At 57.0% G+C, this 21,773-nt stretch carries 16 protein-coding genes; 9 read left to right on the forward strand and 7 right to left on the reverse strand.

From position 1 onward, the window contains the following. Positions 1 to 8: 8 nt before the first annotated feature. The 3 genes from GOW48_RS20005 to GOW48_RS20015 all read right to left on the reverse strand — a co-directional run bounded on the left by GOW48_RS20005 (position 9) and on the right by GOW48_RS20015 (position 3,439). Positions 9 to 710, reverse strand: a complete 702-nt coding sequence (locus GOW48_RS20005; RefSeq protein WP_170755866.1) for a hypothetical protein — start codon at positions 708 to 710, stop codon at positions 9 to 11. Next, positions 680 to 2,224, reverse strand: a complete 1,545-nt coding sequence (locus GOW48_RS20010; protein WP_170756548.1) for a caspase family protein — start codon at positions 2,222 to 2,224, stop codon at positions 680 to 682. Before GOW48_RS20010 ends, GOW48_RS20005 begins: the two co-directional genes overlap by 31 nt. A 324-nt stretch (positions 2,225 to 2,548) precedes the next feature. Continuing rightward, positions 2,549 to 3,439: a LysR family transcriptional regulator gene (locus GOW48_RS20015; RefSeq protein ID WP_170755868.1), complete on the reverse strand. Its 891-nt coding sequence runs from the start codon at positions 3,437 to 3,439 to the stop codon at positions 2,549 to 2,551. Between the two features lie 286 nt (positions 3,440 to 3,725). Here GOW48_RS20015 and GOW48_RS20020 point away from each other — a divergent pair, with 286 nt between their 5' ends. The 8 genes from GOW48_RS20020 to GOW48_RS20055 all read left to right on the forward strand — a co-directional run bounded on the left by GOW48_RS20020 (position 3,726) and on the right by GOW48_RS20055 (position 15,766). Beyond that, positions 3,726 to 5,351, forward strand: coding sequence for an AMP-binding protein (locus GOW48_RS20020; protein WP_170755869.1), 1,626 nt, complete (start codon positions 3,726 to 3,728; stop codon positions 5,349 to 5,351). Between the two features lie 195 nt (positions 5,352 to 5,546). Continuing rightward, complete coding sequence (locus GOW48_RS20025; protein WP_170356405.1) at positions 5,547 to 7,202, forward strand: BCCT family transporter; 1,656 nt, start codon at positions 5,547 to 5,549, stop codon at positions 7,200 to 7,202. A gap of 117 nt (positions 7,203 to 7,319) precedes the next feature. Beyond that, positions 7,320 to 8,126 carry a crotonase/enoyl-CoA hydratase family protein gene (locus tag GOW48_RS20030; RefSeq protein WP_170356406.1) on the forward strand — a complete coding sequence of 269 codons (807 nt, stop codon included), beginning with the start codon at positions 7,320 to 7,322 and terminating at the stop codon, positions 8,124 to 8,126. Between the two features lie 199 nt (positions 8,127 to 8,325). Next, positions 8,326 to 9,825, forward strand: a complete 1,500-nt coding sequence (locus tag GOW48_RS20035; RefSeq protein WP_170755870.1) for a CoA-acylating methylmalonate-semialdehyde dehydrogenase — start codon at positions 8,326 to 8,328, stop codon at positions 9,823 to 9,825. Between the two features lie 23 nt (positions 9,826 to 9,848). Continuing rightward, positions 9,849 to 11,126 (forward strand): CaiB/BaiF CoA transferase family protein, encoded by a 1,278-nt coding sequence (locus GOW48_RS20040; RefSeq protein ID WP_170755871.1) that lies wholly within the window; start codon positions 9,849 to 9,851, stop codon positions 11,124 to 11,126. Between the two features lie 97 nt (positions 11,127 to 11,223). Next, positions 11,224 to 11,997 (forward strand): enoyl-CoA hydratase-related protein, encoded by a 774-nt coding sequence (locus tag GOW48_RS20045; RefSeq protein ID WP_331251841.1) that lies wholly within the window; start codon positions 11,224 to 11,226, stop codon positions 11,995 to 11,997. A gap of 18 nt (positions 11,998 to 12,015) precedes the next feature. Beyond that, positions 12,016 to 12,987, forward strand: coding sequence for an enoyl-CoA hydratase/isomerase family protein (locus GOW48_RS20050; RefSeq protein ID WP_170756574.1), 972 nt, complete (start codon positions 12,016 to 12,018; stop codon positions 12,985 to 12,987). A gap of 439 nt (positions 12,988 to 13,426) precedes the next feature. Then, complete coding sequence (locus GOW48_RS20055) at positions 13,427 to 15,766, forward strand: hybrid sensor histidine kinase/response regulator (protein ID WP_170755874.1); 2,340 nt, start codon at positions 13,427 to 13,429, stop codon at positions 15,764 to 15,766. 5 nt (positions 15,767 to 15,771) lie between these two features. On the opposite strand, the gene GOW48_RS20060 is transcribed toward GOW48_RS20055, so the two are convergent. The 4 genes from GOW48_RS20060 to GOW48_RS20075 form a co-directional block, all read right to left on the reverse strand. Next, positions 15,772 to 16,389 (reverse strand): hypothetical protein, encoded by a 618-nt coding sequence (locus GOW48_RS20060; RefSeq protein ID WP_214648689.1) that lies wholly within the window; start codon positions 16,387 to 16,389, stop codon positions 15,772 to 15,774. Positions 16,390 to 16,450: 61 nt separating this feature from the next. Beyond that, a complete protein-coding gene (gene torA, locus GOW48_RS20065) occupies positions 16,451 to 18,910 on the reverse strand; it encodes a trimethylamine-N-oxide reductase TorA (RefSeq protein ID WP_170755876.1) in 2,460 nt (819 codons plus the stop codon). A 123-nt stretch (positions 18,911 to 19,033) separates the two neighbouring features. After that, positions 19,034 to 19,663, reverse strand: a complete 630-nt coding sequence (locus tag GOW48_RS20070) for a TorD/DmsD family molecular chaperone (protein WP_170755877.1) — start codon at positions 19,661 to 19,663, stop codon at positions 19,034 to 19,036. Next, positions 19,656 to 20,834, reverse strand: a complete 1,179-nt coding sequence (locus GOW48_RS20075) for a NapC/NirT family cytochrome c (protein WP_170755878.1) — start codon at positions 20,832 to 20,834, stop codon at positions 19,656 to 19,658. The genes GOW48_RS20070 and GOW48_RS20075 overlap by 8 nt, the downstream gene beginning before the upstream one ends. Before the next feature lie 118 nt (positions 20,835 to 20,952). Between GOW48_RS20075 and GOW48_RS20080 the strand changes: the two genes are divergently transcribed. After that, positions 20,953 to 21,654: a response regulator gene (locus GOW48_RS20080; RefSeq protein WP_170755879.1), complete on the forward strand. Its 702-nt coding sequence runs from the start codon at positions 20,953 to 20,955 to the stop codon at positions 21,652 to 21,654. Positions 21,655 to 21,773: the final 119 nt, after the last annotated feature.

The raw sequence follows: 21,773 nt of genomic DNA on the forward strand, positions 1-21,773 counted from the left end.
TGCACCCTTCACAACGACGACGCCAGATCACTGGCGATCCCGCGCATCTGAGTGATCTGGTTCGACAAAGCCGTAAGATCCGCATCTATTGGTGAAGTTGTCTGTCCGCGGGCAATTGTAAGAGAGCGGGCCTCGGTGAATTCGGCCTGTCGTTTGGCGGCACCGTCAATGGCCAGTTCCATCTGGGTCAAGTTTACGTTGGCTTCGACAAGTTCTCTTTCGATCTGCGATGGGTCGGCCGTGCCTGCGGCGATGCTTGCGTTCAGTGCATCCAGTTCGGCTTTCTGTGCAGCCAGAACCTGGTTCATAACGGTTAGTGTCGTCTGCATTTCAGTTGTGTTGCGATCCAGGTCTTTCTTGATCTGTCGCAAACGTGCCTCGCGCCCTGCATAGCTGCGCTGGACGAAGGCGACGTAAGTCCCTGCTAAAGCCCCGGCGCCAAAACCGATCGAGATGCCTGTGCCCACATCATCACTACCACCCAGGCCAAAGCCGATCCCTCCGCCTACCGCGCCTCCGGCGACTGCGCCCTGTAGGATCGTTTTTTGCATGGCTGCGGCCTGTTTGACCAAATCAGCCTCGGCTTGTGTCATGCCCGAGGGGGTGGTTGCTGGAGCCGACGTCTGAGTGCTGTCGCCACAGGCCGCCAGGACTAAGGTCGCAACAACAAGGCTTGCAGCTATTCGGGAGGGATAAGATCGGCCAGCCATTGGTAACTTCCTTTTCTGCTATCATCTGCTTGCGATACATGCCGCAGGAACAAGCTCGCGTCCTGCGTCAGTTGCGCATTGGCAAAATCGAGATCACGTGACCCTGATGCGGCATTGACAATCGAAGCATCAATGTCAGGTGGAAAAAAAATAACAGCGCGGGCCAGTACCTCATCATAATAACTGCGGCTCTGGTCCAGACGGCGCAGGATAATCCCGCGCGACCGGTAGATGTCGTAGATATCACTGCGTGCCTGTTGCAAAACCGGCAATGCGTCTGCATTTGAACGGGCGATGTCTTCTATTTGCTTCAAAGCATCTTCGGCAATGGTCAGTGTGCGCTCGACGCTGCGAAGGGCTATAATGTCGGTGCGCAGCCTTTGCATCGTTGTGACCGCCAGATACACCGAAACCTGTGCCGCGTCTTCAAATAGCCGCTCCGGCGTGGCTGTTTCCGCAGCTGGCAAACCCCTCCTATAGCTGTCCAGTGCAGGGCCAAGGTCAGAAGACTGCGGTTCTTTGAGATGCCCCAATGCCATCAAGGCGGTCGCAAGCTTCTGAGGATCGGCCTGTGTGAATGTGGCACTGACCGGTGTCAGCGGAGTCGCCGCCGGCGTTTCAAGGGATGCCAGCTGTTCTCGGGCAAATGTGGCAAACAACCCATCGGGATAGGTTTTCAAGTAAGTTTTGAATTCCCGGCTGTCCGAACTGGAAGAGATACGTCTCCAATGTTCCAGATCGGCAGTGATTTCGTCTTTGGGCGAACTGTTGGGCAGGCCGGGTGCAAAACTGTGTTCGTCCAGCACAGATTCCTCGACCCAAGGGATCTGGCGCCCATCGGTTTCCAAAACCACTTGCTGGCGGACACGACCCAACATCAGTCGAACGTCCAGGTCCGGCGTCGCAATATGGTCCAGTAGCCCATTGGTGAAAACGCTGTTCTTTCCTTGCCCGTCATACGCCACGTTTCCTGGGTCTGTCGCGTAGGCTATCAACAAACCCGCTCCGCCACGCATTCTGACAAGGCCATGTTCGACGAGGCCCTTGTCGGAAAACGGATTGTTACGGCAGGCATCCAAAAGCAGGACGCCGACATCGGGCCCGGCCTTGGTCATAACGTCTCGCACTCGGTCCAAGGTGATCGAACTGCGTTTAAGTGCCTGCAGGCTATTTCCGTTGAAATCGGTTCCGATCAGATAATTTGCTCCGCCGATCTGTACCCCATGCCCGGCATAGAAGAACACGGCCATCTTAGCGCCTTTTGAGATAGCACCAAACTTGTCTACCGCCTCTTGCATGGTTCGTGCGTTTTGGTTTGTGGCCTGAATGACCGTGAAACCAAGCTCTTGCAACGTATTGCCCAAAGCTTCGACATCGTTGCCGGGATTTCGCAGTGACATTTCCTGCGTGGCATAGTCCGAATTGCCAATCAATAATGCGACGCGATCGGCTGCGTAGGATTGTGCCGCACTCAAAGCCAAACACAGTAGAATGATGGGTGTTCCGATGGTCATGCGGGTCTGGCACATGATTTCACGATAGCCCAACAGATGAACAGATAACAATCTGATTTGGGACGCTCAGTCGCCGGGGTTCGGTCAGGCGTTTTTGTCCGGGCAGTGTTTGTTGAGAGCAGCCGAGAGAGTTCGCTGAAAGCCGTGCGTCAATAATATGCGCGCGTCCTGTTGCATCCTGTGTTGTTGCATCATTGTATTGGCCGGCATTCAGGGCTGTAGCGGCAGGTTTGCAAAACATAGACTATGTCGACTTGTACAGACATTGATCCTGCAGAAAAGTTACGTTCTCCGATAGTAGTGTTAGGAACCACTATCCAGTCCTTAGTCGGTTTCTGGAGCGAGGGCATTGTAGATTTTCTGACCTTCTTCGGATTGAAAAAAACCCTTGCGACCCAAAAGCCAATATCCACTGGAGGAGGTAGCCTCGTACTGGGAAAGTTGAACAAGACTGCCGGCGTTCAGGTGGCCTTGTAAAACGCCGTGCCATCCCAGTGCGATCCCTGATCCTGCCAGCGCCAAATGTAGCGCCATACCATGATCGTTTACGATGATCCGGTTGTCCAAGAAGTTCCAGTTCTCGGAACTGGCCCCAAGCCAGGATTGCCAGTCTAACCAGCGGTGCTCAGTGTCTTCCAGTTCGATGAAGGGAACGCCTCCGGTTTCAACCCGGTCCTTCAATTTAAGAATCTGCCGGGCGACGCTGGGCGACGCGACCGGGAAAACACGTTCCCGGATCAACAGGCGGGACTCGAACCCGGGCCAGTATCCGTCTCCGAATGCAATCCAGCAATTTGCCTCTTCTCGAAACAAGTCAGCATCCGTTACTAGCGTTACGACTTTGGTGCGCACGTTTAGGTGTTTGGAAAGTGCCGGTAGGCGGGGTGACACCCAATGCGCGGCGACACCGGCATATGTTGCGATCGTCCAGACCTGCTTTTGATCGGCACGTCGAATCCGGGCCGATGTCTCACGGATTCCATCAAAAGCTCGTGAAACCGAGTGAAACAAATCATGCGCTGGCGGTGTGGGCTCAAGCTTGCCGTTTTTTCGCAGGAAAAGACGAGTCCCCAAGTCTTCTTCTAACTGTTTGATTTGATAACTTATTGCTGGCTGTTGGACGTTCAGGGCATCGGCGGCCCTAGTAAAGTTGCCCAGAATGTAGACTTCTTCGAAGGCGCGCAGGCCCTTGAGTGTCGGTGTACGTCGTGACATTGAAAAATTCGATACCCCTTAAAAATTTTTCCATATTTTACAGAATCCGCATTCTAATTAAACAACGCGGACCAGAAATTAGTCAGACAGAAAAAGATACAATGCGCCAGAAGTGATCCGGGTTGGTTTCCAAAAAGTTAACTACGTCTTCTCGTGGCGTGTGGTGGCTTGACGGGTTCCTGTTTCGGCGCTGACAGTGCCATTGAGCTTTCTTCCTGAACGTTCTGAGCCGCCAACAGTTGGTGGCAAACTAAAAAACTGATCTGGTCGTTTGGGAGGAAAGGCCATGCAGCACAACTATGACGCATTGGCGCAAAATGCAGCGAACTTTGTACCGCTTTCACCGCTTTCGTTTTTGTCGCGGGCAAACTCGGTCCATCGAGACCGTGTCGCGGTTATCTATGGGGATGTTCGCCGCAATTGGAGCGATATAGCCGCTCGGGCGAGTGCTGTTGCAAGCGGCTTGAAGGCGTTGGGTTTGTCCAAGGGCGACACGATTTCTATCCTAAGCCCGAACATCCCGGAATTGTTCGAGCTTCATTTCGCCATCCCGCTGATGGGCGCGGTTCTCAACACGCTCAATACACGGTTGGAAGCCGAAACGATCGCTTACATTCTGGATCATGCAGATACCAAACTGGTGATTGTTGATCGTGAGTTCGTTCCCCTCCTGTCGCAGGCTTTCGAGCGACTTGGCCGCACGGTCCCAGTGGTCGAGATCAACGATGTGAACGCGCCAAGGTCCGACACGTTGGGTGGCAGAAACTACGAGGACCTCGCCGCTGCTCCTGTCGATCCTGATCTGTTGGTCTCGCCAGCCAGTGAATGGGATGCGATCGCTCTGAATTACACGTCGGGCACATCGGGGCGCCCGAAGGGCGTCGTGTATCACCACCGCGGTGCGTATCTGATGGCTTTAGGTACTGTTGCCGCTTGGGAAATGCCGCACTATCCGATCTATCTGTCTGTGGTCCCGATGTTCCATTGTAATGGCTGGGGCCATCCGTGGATGATGGCTATTCTGGGCGGAACCAAGGTTTTCACGCGGACGCCCGCAGCAGACAAAGTTTTGGACGCGATCCGGACTCATGGTGTCACCCACTTAGGAGCAGCGCCTATCGTACTTCAGATGATCGCGGAGCACGAAGATACCGATGCCGCGCCGTTTGATCCCGCAATTCGTGTCCTTACCGCTGGTGCGCCGCCGCCGCCTTCTGTCTTGGAAAAGACCAAGGCGATGGGTCTGGACGTCATGCAGGTTTACGGCCTGACCGAAACATATGGCCATATCTCGCAGTGCTTGTGGCAGGATGAATGGGATCACAAGCACCCCGAGGAGCAAGCCCAGTTGCAAGCCCAGCAGGGTATCGCTTTCCCGATGGTCGAAGATGTGACGGTTCTGGATAGCGAGACCGGGCAAGAAGTTCCGCGCGACGGCGATACGCAAGGCGAGATTGCCATTCGGGGCAACACGGTGATGAAGGGGTATTACAAAGATCCCGAAGCCACGGCCAAGGCGTTCAAGGATGGATGGTTCTGGTCTGGTGATGCCGCCGTTATTCAACCGGACGGCTATATCCAAATACGCGACCGGTTGAAGGATGTGATTATCTCGGGGGGCGAAAACATCTCGTCGGTCGAGGTTGAGGCCGTGTTGTTCCGCCACCCGGCAGTTCAAGCAGCGGCGGTTGTTGCCAAGGCTGACCCGAAATGGGGGGAAGTGCCATGTGCATTTGTTGAACTGCGCTCGGGTCACGAGGCTGACGAAGCAGAAATCATCAGCTTTTGTCGCGCAAATCTGGCTGGGTTCAAGACTCCTAAATCGGTGATCTTCGCTGAGTTGCCCAAGACATCGACCGGAAAGATCCAGAAATTCCAGCTGCGGGAAACCGCCAAAGCCGCAAAGGAGTAGATGGATACAGTCACACCGGAAGCACGTTTGCGCGATCAACGCTCTGAGGCGCGAAAAACGGGTTTAGGGTGAGAGACACTCGAACACAAAACACCGCTCGATACACAAGACGGAGACCTAGGTGCCGGGCGGATCGTGCTTAATGACCACCTAATTTAAGTGCGAACTTTACGAAATCACGGAGGAGAAACATAAATGGCAAAAGAACCACCACTGATGGAGTTGCCCATCGAAGTCAGCGAAGGCGGCTTTTATGATGGCTTCAGCAAAGACGTCACAATCGCGTCAAAAATCCTAGTCGGTGCACTGATCTTCTGGGCGATTGCCTTCCCAGAGAACGCATCGAGTGTTTTGGGCGCAATGAACAGCTTCCTGCTGTCGAACTTTGCGGCCTGGTACACGTGGGTCGTGGCGTTCTTCATCATCGTCTGTGTGGTGCTGGCGCTGATCCCGTCGACTGGCCGTCTGAAAATGGGCCTGCCCGGTGACAAACCTGAGTTTTCAAGCTTTTCCTGGTTCTCGATGATGTTCGGGGCGGGGATTGGCATCGGAATGCTGACGTTTGCAACCGCAGAGCCTATGTACCACTTTGCCAATAACCCCGAGGTTATTCAGGGTCTGGCAGAAGGGTCGTCGGCTGACAACGTTCGCAATGCCTATAAGTGGTCGTTCCTGCATTGGGGCTTCTCGGCTTGGGCGTGCTATGCGCTGGTTGGCTTGTCGCTGGGGTATTTCTCGTACCGCCGCAACCTGCCGCTGACCATCCGCTCGGGTCTGGCACCGCTGTTCGGCAGTGCGCTGTCGGGTAAGCTGGGTCACGCGATCGACATCGTTGCCGTTGTTGCCACCATTCTGGGCGTCGCACAGACGCTGGGCTTTGGCGTTGAACAGTTCGTCGCCGGTCTGCACCGGATTGGTGTTGGCGATTGGTTGTTGAATGAAGATGGGAAAGCCACCACTGCTGCCATCGTTGTTGCTCTGCTGGTCATCATGGGTGCGTCCACCTTGTCTGCTCTGTCGGGCGTCGGCAAAGGCATCAAATGGCTGTCGAACATCAACATGGGCCTCAGCTTCTTCCTGCTGGCCTTCTTCTTGATCTTCGGCTCGGCTCTGTTCGGCCTGCAAGCACTGTTTGTCGGCTTGTTCGACTATATCGTGGCGTTGCCGGGTATGCTGTTCAACGTCTGGAAAGCTGATGGTACCGAAACTGGCGATGCGCTGGCCAGCTGGCAGGGCGGATGGTCCGTCTTCTACTGGGCCTGGTGGATCGCATTTGCACCATTCGTGGGTGTGTTCCTGGCGCGTATCTCGCGCGGGCGGACCGTTCGTGAATACGTGCTGGGTGCGATCATCATCCCCTCGATGATGTGCTTCGTCTGGTTCACCATCGTTGGTGGCACCGCCATCGACCTGACCCTGAACGGCACCGCTGGTGATGCGATTTCGGGTGCCGGTCAGCAGGCACAGCTGTTTGCGATGCTGGACGTGATCCTGTCGTCTGGCTTTGCCTGGGTAATGGCGGTAATTGTTGTGATCCTGCTGCTGACCTATCTGGTCACTTCGGCAGACTCGGCTGTTCTGATCGTGAACACCATCAACTCGGGCGGTGACGAAGGCCCCAAAGGCCGTCCGCACATCATCTTCTGGGGCACGGCTCTGGCGTTGGTTGTGGGTGCCTTGTTGATCATCGGTGGACTGGGCGCGATCCAAACCGCGATGGTGATTGGGGCGCTGCCGTTCAGCCTGGTGATGGCGCTGATGGGTGTTGCACTGATCAAGGGCATCATCCGTGACAGTCGCCGTGAAAAGCTGGGCGTGACCAGCGTTCACGCCGCTGAACCGGCCGAGTAAGGTCTGAAAAATCGGGGCGGGCGCGTAAAAACGCCTGCCCTTTTTTTGTGCCCGCCCTTTCGCGGGCCCCAGAATTCGTTAGATGTTTGACCCAGACAAAAAGCCATAGGATAGACGATGCTGACCCTCGACCAACTGAGTGAACTGAAGAATCTGGTCGTTGAGCGACACGAAGATGGCGTCTGGATTGTGCGACTGAACCGCCCGAACAAACGCAACGCGTTGGATATTGCCACGATTGATGAACTGGTTGACCTGTTCAGCAGCGCGCCTCGACTTGGCGCCGCGGCGATTGTCCTGACGGGTGAAGGCGATCACTTTTGCGCTGGCCTCGATCTGGTCGAGCACCATCAGGCCGATCGCAGTCCTGCTGATTTCATGCATGTCTGCCTGCGTTGGCATGAAGCGTTCAATAAAATGGAATATGGCGGCGTCCCCGTGATCGCCGCCCTTACTGGCGCTGTTGTGGGCGGCGGATTGGAACTGGCCAGTGCGGCGCATATCCGTGTCGCCGACGCCAGCACTTATTTCGCTCTACCCGAGGGCCAGCGTGGGCTGTTCACCGGCGGAGGGGCCACTATTCGGGTGGCTGATCTTGTTGGCAAGGCCCGCATGGTCGACATGATGCTGACGGGCCGCGTTTATCAGGGGCAGGAGGCAGTTGAAATCGGCCTGGCGCAATACCGTGTCGAGGGATCCAGCTTTGACAAAGCGTTGGACCTTGCGCGCCGCGCGGCTGAGAACCTGCCGTTGACCAACTTTGCCATCTGCTCTGCGATCAGCCACATGCAGAACATGTCTCCTTTGGACGCGGCCTATGCCGAATCGGTCGTTGCCGGTGTGGTGAATACTCAAACTGATGCCCGCGCGCGACTTGAGGCGTTTGCCAACAAGACGGCCGCGCGTATTCGACCCGACAGTTAGTGCATCGAGCGTCACCTTTGGGCGCTGAGGGAGTCATAATCTACTCGTTTTCCCGTAAATTAATTTTCTTAAAAACAAGTTATTAGACGCTTTCTGTCGGTTCTATATTAACGCTGCTTATATCACTTGGTATGATTAGTCATTGGATTTGTTTTGTTTGGATTTGGCAGATTGAGGTCGACCCAAGGAGGAGGCATCCATGACGACGACTGCAATCGGTCATTATATCAATGGCGAGGTTTATGGTGGTGCGCGCACCAACACTCAGGACGTGTTCAACCCGGCGACGGGGGCTCTGACGGGGCAGGTTGATCTGGCCTCGGTTGGGGATGTGGACAAGGCGGTTGCGGCGGCCAAGGCGGCGTTTCCGGCGTGGTCGAACATGCCTCCGATCCGCCGCGCGCGGTTGATGAACAAGTTCCTGAACCTGCTGAACGAGCACAAGGACGAGCTGGCCCGCGCCATCACTGCCGAGCATGGCAAGGTCTTCACCGACGCCCGCGGCGAGGTTGAGCGCGGCATCGATATCGTCGAGTTCGCCTGCGGCATCCCGCAGCTGCTCAAGGGCGATTTCACCGATCAGGTTTCGACCGGCATCGACAACTGGACCCTGCGCCAGCCGTTGGGTGTGGTGGCGGGCGTGACCCCGTTCAACTTCCCGGTGATGGTGCCGATGTGGATGTTCCCGGTGGCGATTGCGGCGGGCAACACGTTTGTCCTGAAGCCTTCGCCGACCGATCCGACGCCGTCGCTGATGTATGCCGAACTGATGAAAGAGGCCGGCTTCCCCGATGGTGTCTTCAACGTGGTGCAGGGCGACAAGGTGGCCGTGGACGCGCTGCTGGAGCACCCCGACGTGCAGGCGATTTCCTTCGTCGGCTCGACCCCGATTGCGAACTACATCTACGAGACCGGCGCCCGTCACGGCAAGCGCGTGCAGGCGCTGGGTGGGGCCAAGAACCACATGCTGGTGATGCCCGATGCCGATCTGGACAAGGCCGTCGATGCGCTGATGGGCGCGGCCTATGGCTCGGCTGGCGAGCGTTGCATGGCGATCTCGGTGGCCACGCTGGTGGGCGACGTGGCCGACAAGATCGTGCCGATGATCAAGGACCGCCTGGCCTCGCTGAAGGTCAAGAACGGGGTCGAGATGGACGCCGAGATGGGCCCGATCGTCACCAAAGCGGCGCATGAGCGGATCACCGGCTACATTGCCAAAGGTGTCGAAGAAGGCGCTGATCTGGTGGTCGATGGCCGTGGCTACACGGTTGAGGGTCACGAGGATGGCTATTGGATGGGCGGCACGCTGTTCGACAATGTCACTAAGGACATGACGATCTACAAAGAGGAAATCTTTGGCCCGGTTCTGTCCTGTATCCGCGTCGAAAGCTTTGCTGAAGGTGTGCAGCTGATCAACGACCACGAGTTCGGCAACGGCGTGAGCATCTTCACCCGTGACGGCAACGCCGCGCGCGAGTTCGGGCGTCAGATTCAGGTGGGCATGGTTGGTGTGAACGTGCCGATCCCGGTGCCGATGGCCTGGCACGGCTTTGGCGGCTGGAAGAAGAGCCTGTTCGGCGACACCCACGCCTATGGCGAAGAGGGCGTCCGCTTCTACACCAAGCAGAAGTCGATCATGCAGCGCTGGCCTGAAAGCATCTCAAAAGGCGCTGAGTTCACTATGCCCGTCGCGCGCTGATTGTCTGGTTGGGAGGAGGAACCATGCAAAAATCCGAAGACGAAAAACTGGAAGGCGGTCCCCTGTCGGGGATCACCGTTCTTGACTTCTCGCGCGTGCTGGCGGGGCCTTATTGCACCATGGTGCTGGCCGATCTGGGCGCGCGGGTGATCAAGGTTGAAAAATTCGGGACAGGCGACGACACGCGCGCCTTTCCCCCCTTTATCGACGCTGAAAGCGCCTATTTCATGTGCTTCAACCGGGGCAAGGAAAGCATCGTTCTGGATGTGAAATCGCCCCGCGACCGTGAATTGCTGGAACGCCTGCTGGATACGTCCGATGTTCTGGTCGAAAACTTCCGCCCCGGCGTGATGGACCGCCTTGGCTATGGCGCAGAACGGCTGGCCAAGACGCATCCGCATCTGATCTATGCCTCGATCTCGGGCTTTGGCCATTCCGGTCCGATGACCGATCTGCCCGGCTATGACATGGTCGTGCAGGCCATGGGCGGCGTCATGAGCCTGACCGGCTGGCCCGGCGAGCGCCCGGCGCGCGTCGGCACCAGTTTTGGCGATCTGGGCGCGGCGTTGTTCGGCGTGATTGGCATCCTGTCGGCGCTGTATAAGCGTACCAAGAACGCACAAGGCGAGCGGGTCGATATTGGCATGCTGGACTGTCAGGCAGCGCTGATGGAAACCGCGCTGGCGCGGTATGATGTCGAAGGCGTCGTGCCCACGCGCACCGGCGACTGCCACCCCTCGCTGGCCCCGTTCGAGACGTTTCAGGCCAAGGATGAACGCTTTGTCATCGCCGCCGGGAACGACCAGCTGTTCCTGCTGATGGCCGATGCGCTGAACGCGCCCGATCTGGCGATGGATCCGGATTTTGCGTCCAACGATCTGCGGGTGCGCAACCGTCCCAAGATGGTTGAGGCGATCGAAGCCGTTACCACCAAAATGCCGATGGAACACTGGCTGGACGCGTTGAACGAGGCCGGTGTGCCCTGCGGCCCGGTCAACACCATCGACAAGCTGCTGGACCATCCGCAACTGCTGTCGCGCAACATGATCGTGCAGGTCGAGGGTAAGGGCAAAAAGCCGTTCCGCACCGCCGGCAATCCGATCAAGCTGTCGGCCTACAAGGATATGGACCCTGACCAGCCGCAGGTCGCGCCGGGGCTGAACCAGCACCGCGAGGCGATTCTGGCTGAAAAGATGGCGGATTTCGAATCCTACGATCAGAACGGCTCGGCCAAGGCCAAGCACAGCGATGAAGCGCCCGCCGAGGGCACTAACTGGACCGATTTTGGTCTCAAGAACTGAATCAGATTCCGGGAGAAAACTCATGACGACCAACAAGACCAAGGCCAAAGCCGCCGACACCGCCAAGAAAGCCGCACCCACAGCCAAATCCGAGCGCATCGCACTGGAGGAGATCATTGTCGAGCGTCGCGAAAGTGTTGGCCTGATCACGCTGAACCGGCCCAAAAGCTTGAACGCGCTGAACCTGCAACTGGCCGCCGAGGTGATGCAGACCCTCAAGGAATTCGACGCCGATGACCGCATCGGTGCCGTGGTCATCACCGGCAGCCCGCGTGCCTTTGCTGCGGGTGCCGATATCGAGGAAATGGCCGAAAAGCACCTGGTGGATCTGCTGGCAAATGACATCTTTGCCGACTGGGATCAGATGCGGTTCATCAAGAAACCGGTGATTGCAGCGGTCAGCGGCTTTGCGCTGGGTGGCGGGTTCGAACTGGCGCTGATGTGCGATTTCATCATCGCCAGCGAAGATGCGCAATTTGGTCTGCCCGAAATCAAACTGGGCATTCTGCCGGGAATCGGGGGGTCTCAGCGCCTGACCAAATCGATTGGCAAAGCCTTTGCGATGGACCTGATCCTGACCGGGCGGACAATTGGCGCAGCCGAAGCCAAGGAATCGGGCGTCGTCGCCCGCGTGGTTCCTACCGAAGATCTGCTGCAAACTGCACTGGAGGCTGCACATCAGATCGCTGGTCTGAACGCCCCTGCCGTGGCTATGGCCAAAGAAGCAGTGAACAACGCGCTGGAGACCGGGCTGACCCCGGGCGTGCTGCATGAACGCCGCCTGTTCCAGGCCGCGTTCGCGACCGATGGCCAGAAAGAAGGCATGGCGGCGTTTATCGCCAAGCGGGCACCCGTATTCCGCAACCGCTGAGGCATGGCGGAACAAGCCATGTCACTGGTCAATGTTGAAAAACAAGGGCGTTCAGGCATCATCTGCCTGAACCGCCCCGAGGCGATGAACGCCCTGAATCTTGAGATGATCCATCAGATAGACGCGGCCCTGGACCAGTTCCAGGACGATCCGGCCGTGTTCTGCGTGGTTCTGACATCCTCCAGCGACCGGGCCTTTTGTGCCGGGGGCGACATGCGCCGGGTGCGCGATCTGGTTCTCGCCGAGCAGCTGGACGAGGCCGAGCAGTTCTTTCGGGAGGAGTACGCCCTGATCGAACGGATCGCCGGGTTTCCCAAACCTTATATCTCGGTGATTGACGGGATTTGTATGGGCGGCGGTATGGGGTTGTCGGTGCACGGAGCCTACCGTATCGCGACCGAGCGTGCACTGTTTGCCATGCCGGAAACCGCAATCGGGTTCATTCCCGATGTGGGCGGCAGCTATTTCCTGTCACGTATGCCGCATCATTGCGGTGTCTGGATGGGCCTTACCGGGGCCTCGGTTCGTGGGTTTGATGCGCATGGACTTGGGATTTCGACCCATATGACGGCGACAGAATCCCTGCCTGCACTGATGAAGGCCCTGTGTCATTCAGACCACTCGATCGACGATATCCTGACTGATTTGTGCGTCACGAACGTAAATCAACCAAGTATATTGATGTTGTCCGATACGACCGGCTGTTTCAGTCCCACATCGCTAAGCACCATTGCCGAATGCCTTCAAAAACGCCCCAGCAAACGCAAAGAGGCGGCTCTGAAGGCGCTGCGAAAGGCGTCTCCGCGTAGCTTGCTGGAATCCCTGAACCTGTTGCGCAATGGAAAACATCTGACTTTATCCGAATGTCTGGAACAGGAATTCGAAGCTATGCGGATGGCCATACGCCACCCAGATCTGATCGAAGGTGTCCGCGCAGTGCTGGTCGACAAGGATCACAGCCCGAACTGGCATTCGTGCAGTAACTCATAATACAGGCGCCGCCCTTCTGACGACACGAGGGGCGGTGATGACCCAAGGTTCGAAAGAATTAAACTACATGATCGTGACGGACGGCTTGGCCGGATGTGCTTTGGCTGATCGCTTCTCGGAAAACCTTCAGAATAAGGTGTGCTGGTCAAGGTAGGGCAAGAATACCTGTATCTGAATGTAAATCCTCGTCAGTTACTTGTGTTACATGAGTAATCCCCCGACCGATTGTGGCGTCAGGGCCCGGGACAGGATCGGTTGATCTCGCTCGCGCTGAACTAACCGCAGCACGGTTGGAACGATGTGCACCGAGCCGGCTACTTGTTGGATATGAAACACGGCGCGCGATTGAGTTCATGGGCTGTGACTATCCTGCGCATGGACCCGTGGCAGTGTCTGAATTTACAATGAGGCCAGAGCCTAAGAACAGCCGGAATAAGTGATGCTGCAAGTCTCAAACCTGATAAATTCCCATACCGAGTGGCTGACCGATCGGGTGATCCACTATGCGCATAAAAGGGACTATACTCAGTTCTCATCCACCCTGCGTGAAGCCTGGAGGATTTCGGTCATCGGGCTAAGTGAACCTCTGGTCGATTTGATTGAAACCGCTCATTCTAAAACGCTGCCTCATGAAGCTATGCTGGATCACGCTTCTGAGTTTGGGGTGCAACAGGGGCTCAAACATCGGGCACGCGGGATAAACATAGTGGACTTCGTCGGGCTGATGAAGCTGTACCGAAACGCCTATTTGGACTTGGTGGTCGAAAAATCCAACCCGGACAATCAGCGCGAGGAGCTGCGCAACCTGATCTTGGAACTTTTTGATGCTATGGAAACCGGTCTGATCAAGACATGGCAAGCTACGAACAGTTCTGATCGGCTAGAAGAACTTCAGACGCTTAACCGATCGTTGAGTAACGAAAAGAACAAATACCTAACCGTGTTCGAGAGTATAGCTGAACCTGCGATCTTGCTGGACAGCGAGAACAAACCCACACATGTCAATGTCGCGGCCAATCGTCTTCTATTAGGTCAGATGCAATCCGGTGCCGGATACTACACCGAAATTCAGTCGGCGGCTTTGTCGCAGGTCGTTGCGAAATTGTTGAGCGCCCGTGGTCCGTCGCTGGAACCTGTTGTGCTTGATACCCCACACGGCACCCGCTCTTTCGATGTTGCTATCCAGGAAATGCTTGATGTCAGCGAGAAATTTGAAGGGCGCGTTATTATTCTGCAAGACATCACGGACTACCTGAAAGCCATAGATGCCGCGCGCGAGGCCGACCGCGCCAAGACCGTGTTTCTGAATACGATCAGCCATGAAATCCGAACTCCGATCAACAGTATTCTGGGCTTGACCCGCCTGTTGGAAGAAGACTTGGCTCCGGCTACCAACGACAAGCTACTCAGTATCCGGGCGTCGGGTACGGTTCTGGCCTCACTGATAGAAAATGTGCTGGGTCTGTCCAAGGCGGAAAACGGCGCATTGCAACGCGTGGATCAGGATTTCGATCTTGATGAACTTTGTAGTTCTATTGCGCAGATTGTTTGGTTGCATCAGCCTTCGGAGCAGTCACAGTTCAAGCTGCGGATCGCGCCCGAAGTATCGCGACACTTGAACGGGGATATGCACAAGTTGCGGCAGGTTTTGTTGAATCTGTTGTCCAATGCGCGCAAATACGCGGGCGAGGGGGAGGTGGTTCTCAACGTCACGGCTGAAGGCTGCGGAGCACCTGATAGAACACGCCTGATATTCAAAATTTTAGATTCCGGTCCCGGAGTTCCGGAAAGCGCCGTATCCGATCTTTTTGAGCCCTTTACGCAGATCGCGCAGGGCGACAATTTGGGGCTGAATACTGGGACCGGGTTGGGGCTGGCGATCAGCCACAGATTGGTGAGTTTTCTGGGCGGACGGTTGGAATATCTGCCGAATCCCACGGGCGGCAGTATCTTTGCATTTGCGATTGAAATGCGGGTGCTATCGGGAAAGATTTCCAGCCAACCCAGTGGCCGTAGGGTCCTTGTTGTCGAAGACGACCCGTTGAATGCCACTGTGATAGAGGGCTATCTGAGCGACCTAGGAAATCACGTAGTTACAGCCAACAGTTTCGCTCAGGCCAGAGACGTTCTGAAGGATCCGAATTTTGATGTCGTAGTCACCGATTTTCAATTGGGCTCTCATACGGGGCTGGATGTGGCGCAGCATGTCAAGTCTGTCGGTGCGAATTACGGTCATAGCATTCCAGTTATCGTTGCAACTGCAGCTTTGCCGCAAGATGGGCTGAATATGCTGCGTAAATCGGGTATCAGCCGTTTTTTGGAGAAACCATTTACCAAGGCTGAACTTGGGGCTGCTTTATCCGGCGCTATTCCTGCTGACGACACACAATCAGAAACTGCGTCGACTCAAAACGCGATTGCAGATGCAAATCTAAGGCAGCTCTTTGCCGATCTCGGTGTGCAGAGGGGGTGCGCGGTTGCGGACAGGTTTTTTGAAAGCTGTCCCGATTTGGTTTCCAAAATGAATGCTGCACTGATTGCGGACGACTACTCAGGCATAGCTGAGTTAACCCACCAATTGACCGGAGCCGCAGGGTTTGTTGGTGCCACTCGCTTGGTTGCATTGGCCAAAGAACTGAACCAGCGCAGCAAACAAACCGACAATGCAACGTCCATCAAGCAAAAGCTGAACGAGGTCGAGACCGAAAGTCTGCGCGCAACCAAGGCGTTGCATGAGCTGGTGCAGGAATTGTCAAACGCCCCGAAAGCAGGGGCCTGACTGGATTATGGGTTTTGCGTCAGTCGAGCGCTGTCCTTCGCATGATGCTGCATATAGGTGCGGATCAGAAACTGGCCCTCTTTCGGCAACCCGGTTCGGGGCCCCATCACCTTAAGGTGGCTGGTCCACTGGTTCGCGGTGTAGTGATCGGGAATGCGGCGTTGATGACAGGCGGTGCAGCGCTTGGCGAACAGCGGCTCGGCGCGCGCCCAGATCTGGTTCAGATCGGATTGCAGCGCGGGGTCGTGTAGCCACCCGCGTAACTCGGTCCGGGTCCATGTCAGGCCAGTTTCCGGGTCATCCTGCGTGTCAGTCAGGATCAGATCGCCCACCGCCGATTTCGGTAAGGTGGCCGACAGCACACGAATGCCGGGGGCCGCATAGATCACGCGTTCGGCCCCGGCCTGGGTCCAGCCGGTGATACGGACCTGCACCCAATCTTCCTGACGGCTCAGTACCTGCAGCGGTGTCGCAACAAAAGCCCGGCCGGGCTTGCTATCGGTTGAAGGGGTTAGGTGGATGGCGGCCATCTGATCCAGATACTGCAGATCGGGGTCGGCATGGGCGGTTTCGGCCATACCAAGAGCCGCGCAAAGAATAAGGAGTCGGTACAGATTAAACATTTCGGCACCTGAAAGGAAAAAGGCGCGCGCCCGAAAGCGCGCGCCAGTAGGGAGGTTAGGATCAGCCCTCTGCCGGGGCGTTAAAGACGTTCACCTCGGGCAGTTCGCCGGTGTATTTCTCGACTTCTGCCATGCCGGTGTGGCCGCAGTTACCCTGCGCCAGGCTGGATGTACCGCGACCAACAGTCAGACAGTTGACGTCGCCATATGCGTCCAGCGAGCCCAGCTCACCGCCATTGACCGGATCGTACCAGCCGCCTTCGAAGATGCGGATCACGTTGGGGCGGATATCGTCCGAGACGATGGCCCCCACCAGAACCTGACCGCGATCGTTGAAGACGCGCACAGTATCCCCATCCGCTATGCCACGGGCGGCGGCGTCCTGCGTGTTGATCATGCAGGGCTCACGTCCGCCAACCACGTATTTCTCGCGGGTGACCGTGCCACACAGCTGCGAGTGCAGACGGAATTGCGGGTGGGCCGAGTCGATATGCAGCGGGTAGGGCGCGTTGCCACCCAGACGCTCTTCGGGTTCGTACCATGTCGGGTGCGGACCACAGTCGTCATAACCCATCTTCTCGATATTACGTGAGAAGATCTCGATCTTACCGGTCGGCGTGCCCAGCGGCTCCAGCAGTGGGTCGTCGCGGTAATCAGCATAGCGGACGAACTGCTTGGAGCTTTCGGGGATATCGAAGACCACGACACCGGCGTCCCAGAACTCGTCAAAGCTGGGAACGTCAATGCCTTTGCCCGGACCCTGTTTGGCGGCGTCTTCATAGAAGCCCTGGATCCAGCCCATCTCGTCCTTACCTTCGGTAAAGGCGTCACCGGCACCCAGACGGGTGGCAATCTCGGTGAAGATGTCAAAGTCGGTGCGGGATTCGAACACCGGATCGACGATCTTCTTCATGCCAAGGATCGCCTTGAGCGAGTAGTCCCCGATATGTTCGATATCGTTGCGCTCGTAGGATGTGGTGGCGGGCAGAACGATGTCGGCAAAGCGCGCGGTTGCGGTCCACTGGAAGTCCTGCACAACAACCGTTTCCAGTTTCTGCCAGGCTTCGACCATACGGTTCCGGTCCTGCTGGTGCGAGAACGGGTTGCCGCCGGTCCAGTAGACCATCTTCACTTCGGGGAAGGTGGTGCGGGTGCCGTTAAAGTCGAACTCTTCGCCCGGACGTTCCAGCATCTCGACAATCCGGCTGACCGGGATCGAGGCTGCGCCGGCCTGTGTCAGCCATGCTGCGCCTTCGACCGCTGCGCCGCCATCCGAGATACCCGGCAGAACAACCGAGTCCGCCGACGGTGCGCCACCGTTGGCATAGTGGTAGCTGAGGCCAAAGCCGCCGCCCGGCAGACCGATCTGACCCAGCATCGAGGCCAGAGTGACCAGCATCCAGTGCGACTGTTCGCCGTGGTGCTGACGCTGGATCGACCAGCCTGAACCCAGCATGGTGCGGTTGCTGGCGAACAGGGCAGCCAGTTCCTTGATCTGCTCGGCAGGGACTTCGCAGATTTCCGCAGCCCATTCCGGTGTCTTGGCAACGCCGTCGCTTTCGCCGGTCAGATAGGGCAGGAAGTCTTCAAAGCCTGCGGTGTATTCGTCCAGGAAGTCGGCGTCATGCAGGCCCTGCGCATACAGCTCATGCGCGATACCCAGCATCATGGCGACGTCGGTATGCGGACGGATCGGAATCCACTCGGCATCGAAGAACTTGGCTGTTTCCGTGCGGATCGGGTCGATAACGATGACCTTCTTGCCGGTTTTGCGGAACTCTTCGTAGTAGGGATAGGTGTCGTGATCGGCCACGGTCCAGCCGATCTGGTTGGTTTTGACTGGGTCGGCAGCCCAGAAGACCAACACGTCGGTGCTTTCGATCAGCACAGGCCAGACGGTCTGCTGCTCGTACACTTCCAGCGTGCCCATCACGTGCGGCATGATGATCTGGCTGGCGCCGGTCGAATAGTCGCCCGAGCTGTTTACGAACTTGCCTTCCAGACCCACGTTCAGCGCACGGCGCAGCAGGTTCTGACAGTTATGCAGCTTGCCCGAGCTTTTCCAGCCATACGAGCCCGCATAAACGCCGGTCGGACCATAGGTGTCGCTGACGCGTTTGAGTTCATTGGTGACCAGTTCCAGCGCCTGATCCCAGCTGACGCGCACGAATTCTTCGTTGCCGCGGCCTTCGGGGTTCGCACCTGCGCCACCTTCCAGATAGGCTTTGCGGACCATCGGGTATTTGATGCGCGAAGGCGAATAGACGCTGTCCATGACGCCTTCGAGCATTTCACTGGGATGGGGGTCTTGTTCCCAGGGGCGGATTTTGGTCCAGACGCCGTCTTCAACGGTGCCGTAGAACGCACCCCAGTGCGAGCCCGACAGGACCTCGCCCGAGGTTGCGGCATGGGCAGCACCTGCATGCAGCAATGCCGGAGCAAACGCGCTGAAGACACCCAGCGATGTTGCCCCTTTCAGCAGACTGCGACGTGACAGTTTGGTGGATGTATTAATGGACATTCTTCCCTCCATTACTTCGTCAAACGGGTCGAAAGGACTGGCCTTTCGGGTTTCTGATGCGGCCCCCCGTCTTGGGTGTAGGGGATCGCTGTGCGGTGTGGCTGATCCGACCTTCAGGTCGGATCACGCTGCGGTTTGGGCCGCCTGAGCGTTGTCCTGACCAAGCGCCAGAGCGGCGCGGGCGGTTTCCGCGATCAGGGCGGGGTCGCGCTGCTGCTCACAGCGATGCGCGAATTGGGGCAGCCAGGTCAGGACGTATCGGTCCAGGAACTCTGACGGTGTCAGTGGCAGGTCGTCCCCCTGATCGGCGCGGTCCAGCAACTCGGCCATGACCTGAAGCTGAACGGCCAGATGGTCGGGGGGTTCCTTCAGATCGGTGGGCAGACGCATGTCCAGCTCTTGCAGAAGGGCGGCCATGTCGCGGGCGGGTTGTTGAAACAGCCGGCCGCTGTCACTGAGGTAAATCGAGGCATAAGGCAGTGCCCCGTGCTTGCCGCCCATATCGAAGATCCGGCTGTAGGCACGGACGATCCGATCGTGCAGGGCGTCCAGGTCTTGTCCTTCTGCCATCTCGTCAGTGATCCACTGCACCAGAGGCTTCAGCGCGGGAAAGGTGGTGCATTCTGCCAGGAATCTCAGACCATCGTCGCTGCGATACGCCAGCAGTTCGGGCCGGGTCGGGGGACACAGCAGAAGCTGTGCCAACCACCGATAGGTTGCGCTGCGGGGCAGGGGTTCGGACCGATCAGCCATGGCTACCCGCTCCACCTGTGTCCTTGGCGTTCAGCTGGAGGTATTTCTGAAGAATACGGTATTCTTCCTTGTCCAGCGTGATGAACCGTTTCATCGCTTTCAAAGAGCCAATCCACTGGTTCGCCAACGAGTGTCCCGGATCAGGTTTCGAGTGGCAGGTGCCGCAGCTGGCGGAATACATCTCGGATGTATATGTCCACAGCTGGTCCACGTCCGAGATCAGATCCTTGTCAGCCACCCAGCCGTCCAGGCTGACCTTGTGCCATACCAGATCGGTATCCGGGTCGGTTTCGGTGCCATGGTTCTGAACCAGGTCAACCTTGGCCTTCTTCACCGTCGCCTCAAAGATCCGTTGACCGCGCAGAGCATAGACAACCTGTCCGACTCCATCCTGTTGCCAGCCTTCGACCTGAACATTCAGTGCGCCCTTGCTGCGATCTTTCACATGCATATGGGTTGCAGCCAGAACCTGACCGATGACGTTTTCACCTGCGGCCGCATCAGCAGCGGTTTCATAGAGCGGTACAGTTTTGATCGGGTACAGATCGTCACCGGATACACCATGGGCAGCTTCGGCTGTCAGGTCTTCGAATTTCTTCTTATACCCTTGCGACAGGTCGGGCAGTTTGTGCGCGATACCTTTGTGACAGTCGATACAGGTGTCACCCCGTTCGATCCCGGCCTGCATCAGCTCGGCCGCTTTGGGGCTTTGCAGTTTGAAGTCCATATGTTCGACCGCGTGACAGTTGCGGCATTCCAGCGAGTCGTTGGCCTCCATCGTGGCCCAGACGCTTTGCGCCATTTCGGCCCGGTGGGCTTCGAATTTTTCAGGTGTGTCGATAACGCCCGTTACAAAGTGGCCGTACAGTTCTTGCGATGCCTGAATTTTGCGGATCACCTTGGGAAACCACTTTTTCGGCACGTGGCAGTCAGAACAGACCGCACCCACGCCGGATGCGTTCATAAAGTGAGGGGATTCCTTGTATTCCTTATACACATTGTCCCGCATTTCGTGACACGAGATGCAGAACTCCATTTCGTTTGTGGCTTCCATCGCGGTGTTGAAACCGCCCCAAAAAACGACCCCGGCAATAAAGCCGCCGATCATGATGAAGCCAAAAGACAGGGCACCTGCAGGGCCCCAGAATTTTCGCCAGATTCGTCCAATCATCTGTTTCGCCTCCGATTATGCGGTCAGCATAGGCGGGGGCTGTAAACACGGTTTTTTGGGTCTTTGAACCGTTGGTAAAAGTATGTAAACGTCTTGTAAACGAGCGGAGCCAGACAACATGCAAGCCAAGCAAATCCTGATCGTCGAGGATGATCCAACCAGCCTTGAGGCGATGGCAGGATATTATGAAGTCGAAGGCTACCGAGTCGTCCGTGCCCACGACAGTGACGAAATGGAGCGCGAACTTAAGCGGCACGTGATTGATCTGGTTGTCCTGGATATTCGCCTGCCCGGAAAGGACGGGCTGACTCTTTTGCGTGAATTGCGGGCAGAATCGGATGTACCTGTAATTGTCGCCAGCGCGCGCGGCGAGGATGTGGATAGGATCGTCGCGTTGGAGATTGGTGCTGATGACTATTTGCACAAACCCGTCAACCTGCGCGAATTGTTGGTGCGGACAAAGAACATACTGCACAGGGTCGCAATGCCGGCCGTTCCTCATTCGGAACAGGATGAGGTGCTCGAGTTCAACGGGCTTACTCTTGATCGCGGCGCACGCACGTTGACAGCAACAAATGGAGAAGACGTTCACCTCACGCGAGGCGAGTTTGAACTGCTCAGCTATCTCGCCCAACGCCCCAAGCGCGTGCTGCAACGAGATCAGTTGCTGGACTGTCTATCAGGTCGCGACTGGCAACCCTTTGATCGCACCGTAGATGTGATAATTGGACGGCTGCGGAACAAAATTGAAGTGAACTCAAAAGCGCCCGAAATTCTGGTGACCGTTCACGGGGTAGGTTACGTGTTCATGGGGGCTTAGCCATTAGCCTACCGCGAAACGCGGAAAGGCGCCCGTTTGGGCGCCTTTTTGTGTTTCGTGTGCTTTGGATCAGTCGATCATGGGCAGGAGCTTGTCCAGCGACTGCTTGGCGTCGCCAT

This window comes from Ruegeria lacuscaerulensis (assembly GCF_013033355.1).
GTDB lineage: Bacteria > Pseudomonadota > Alphaproteobacteria > Rhodobacterales > Rhodobacteraceae > Ruegeria > Ruegeria lacuscaerulensis_A.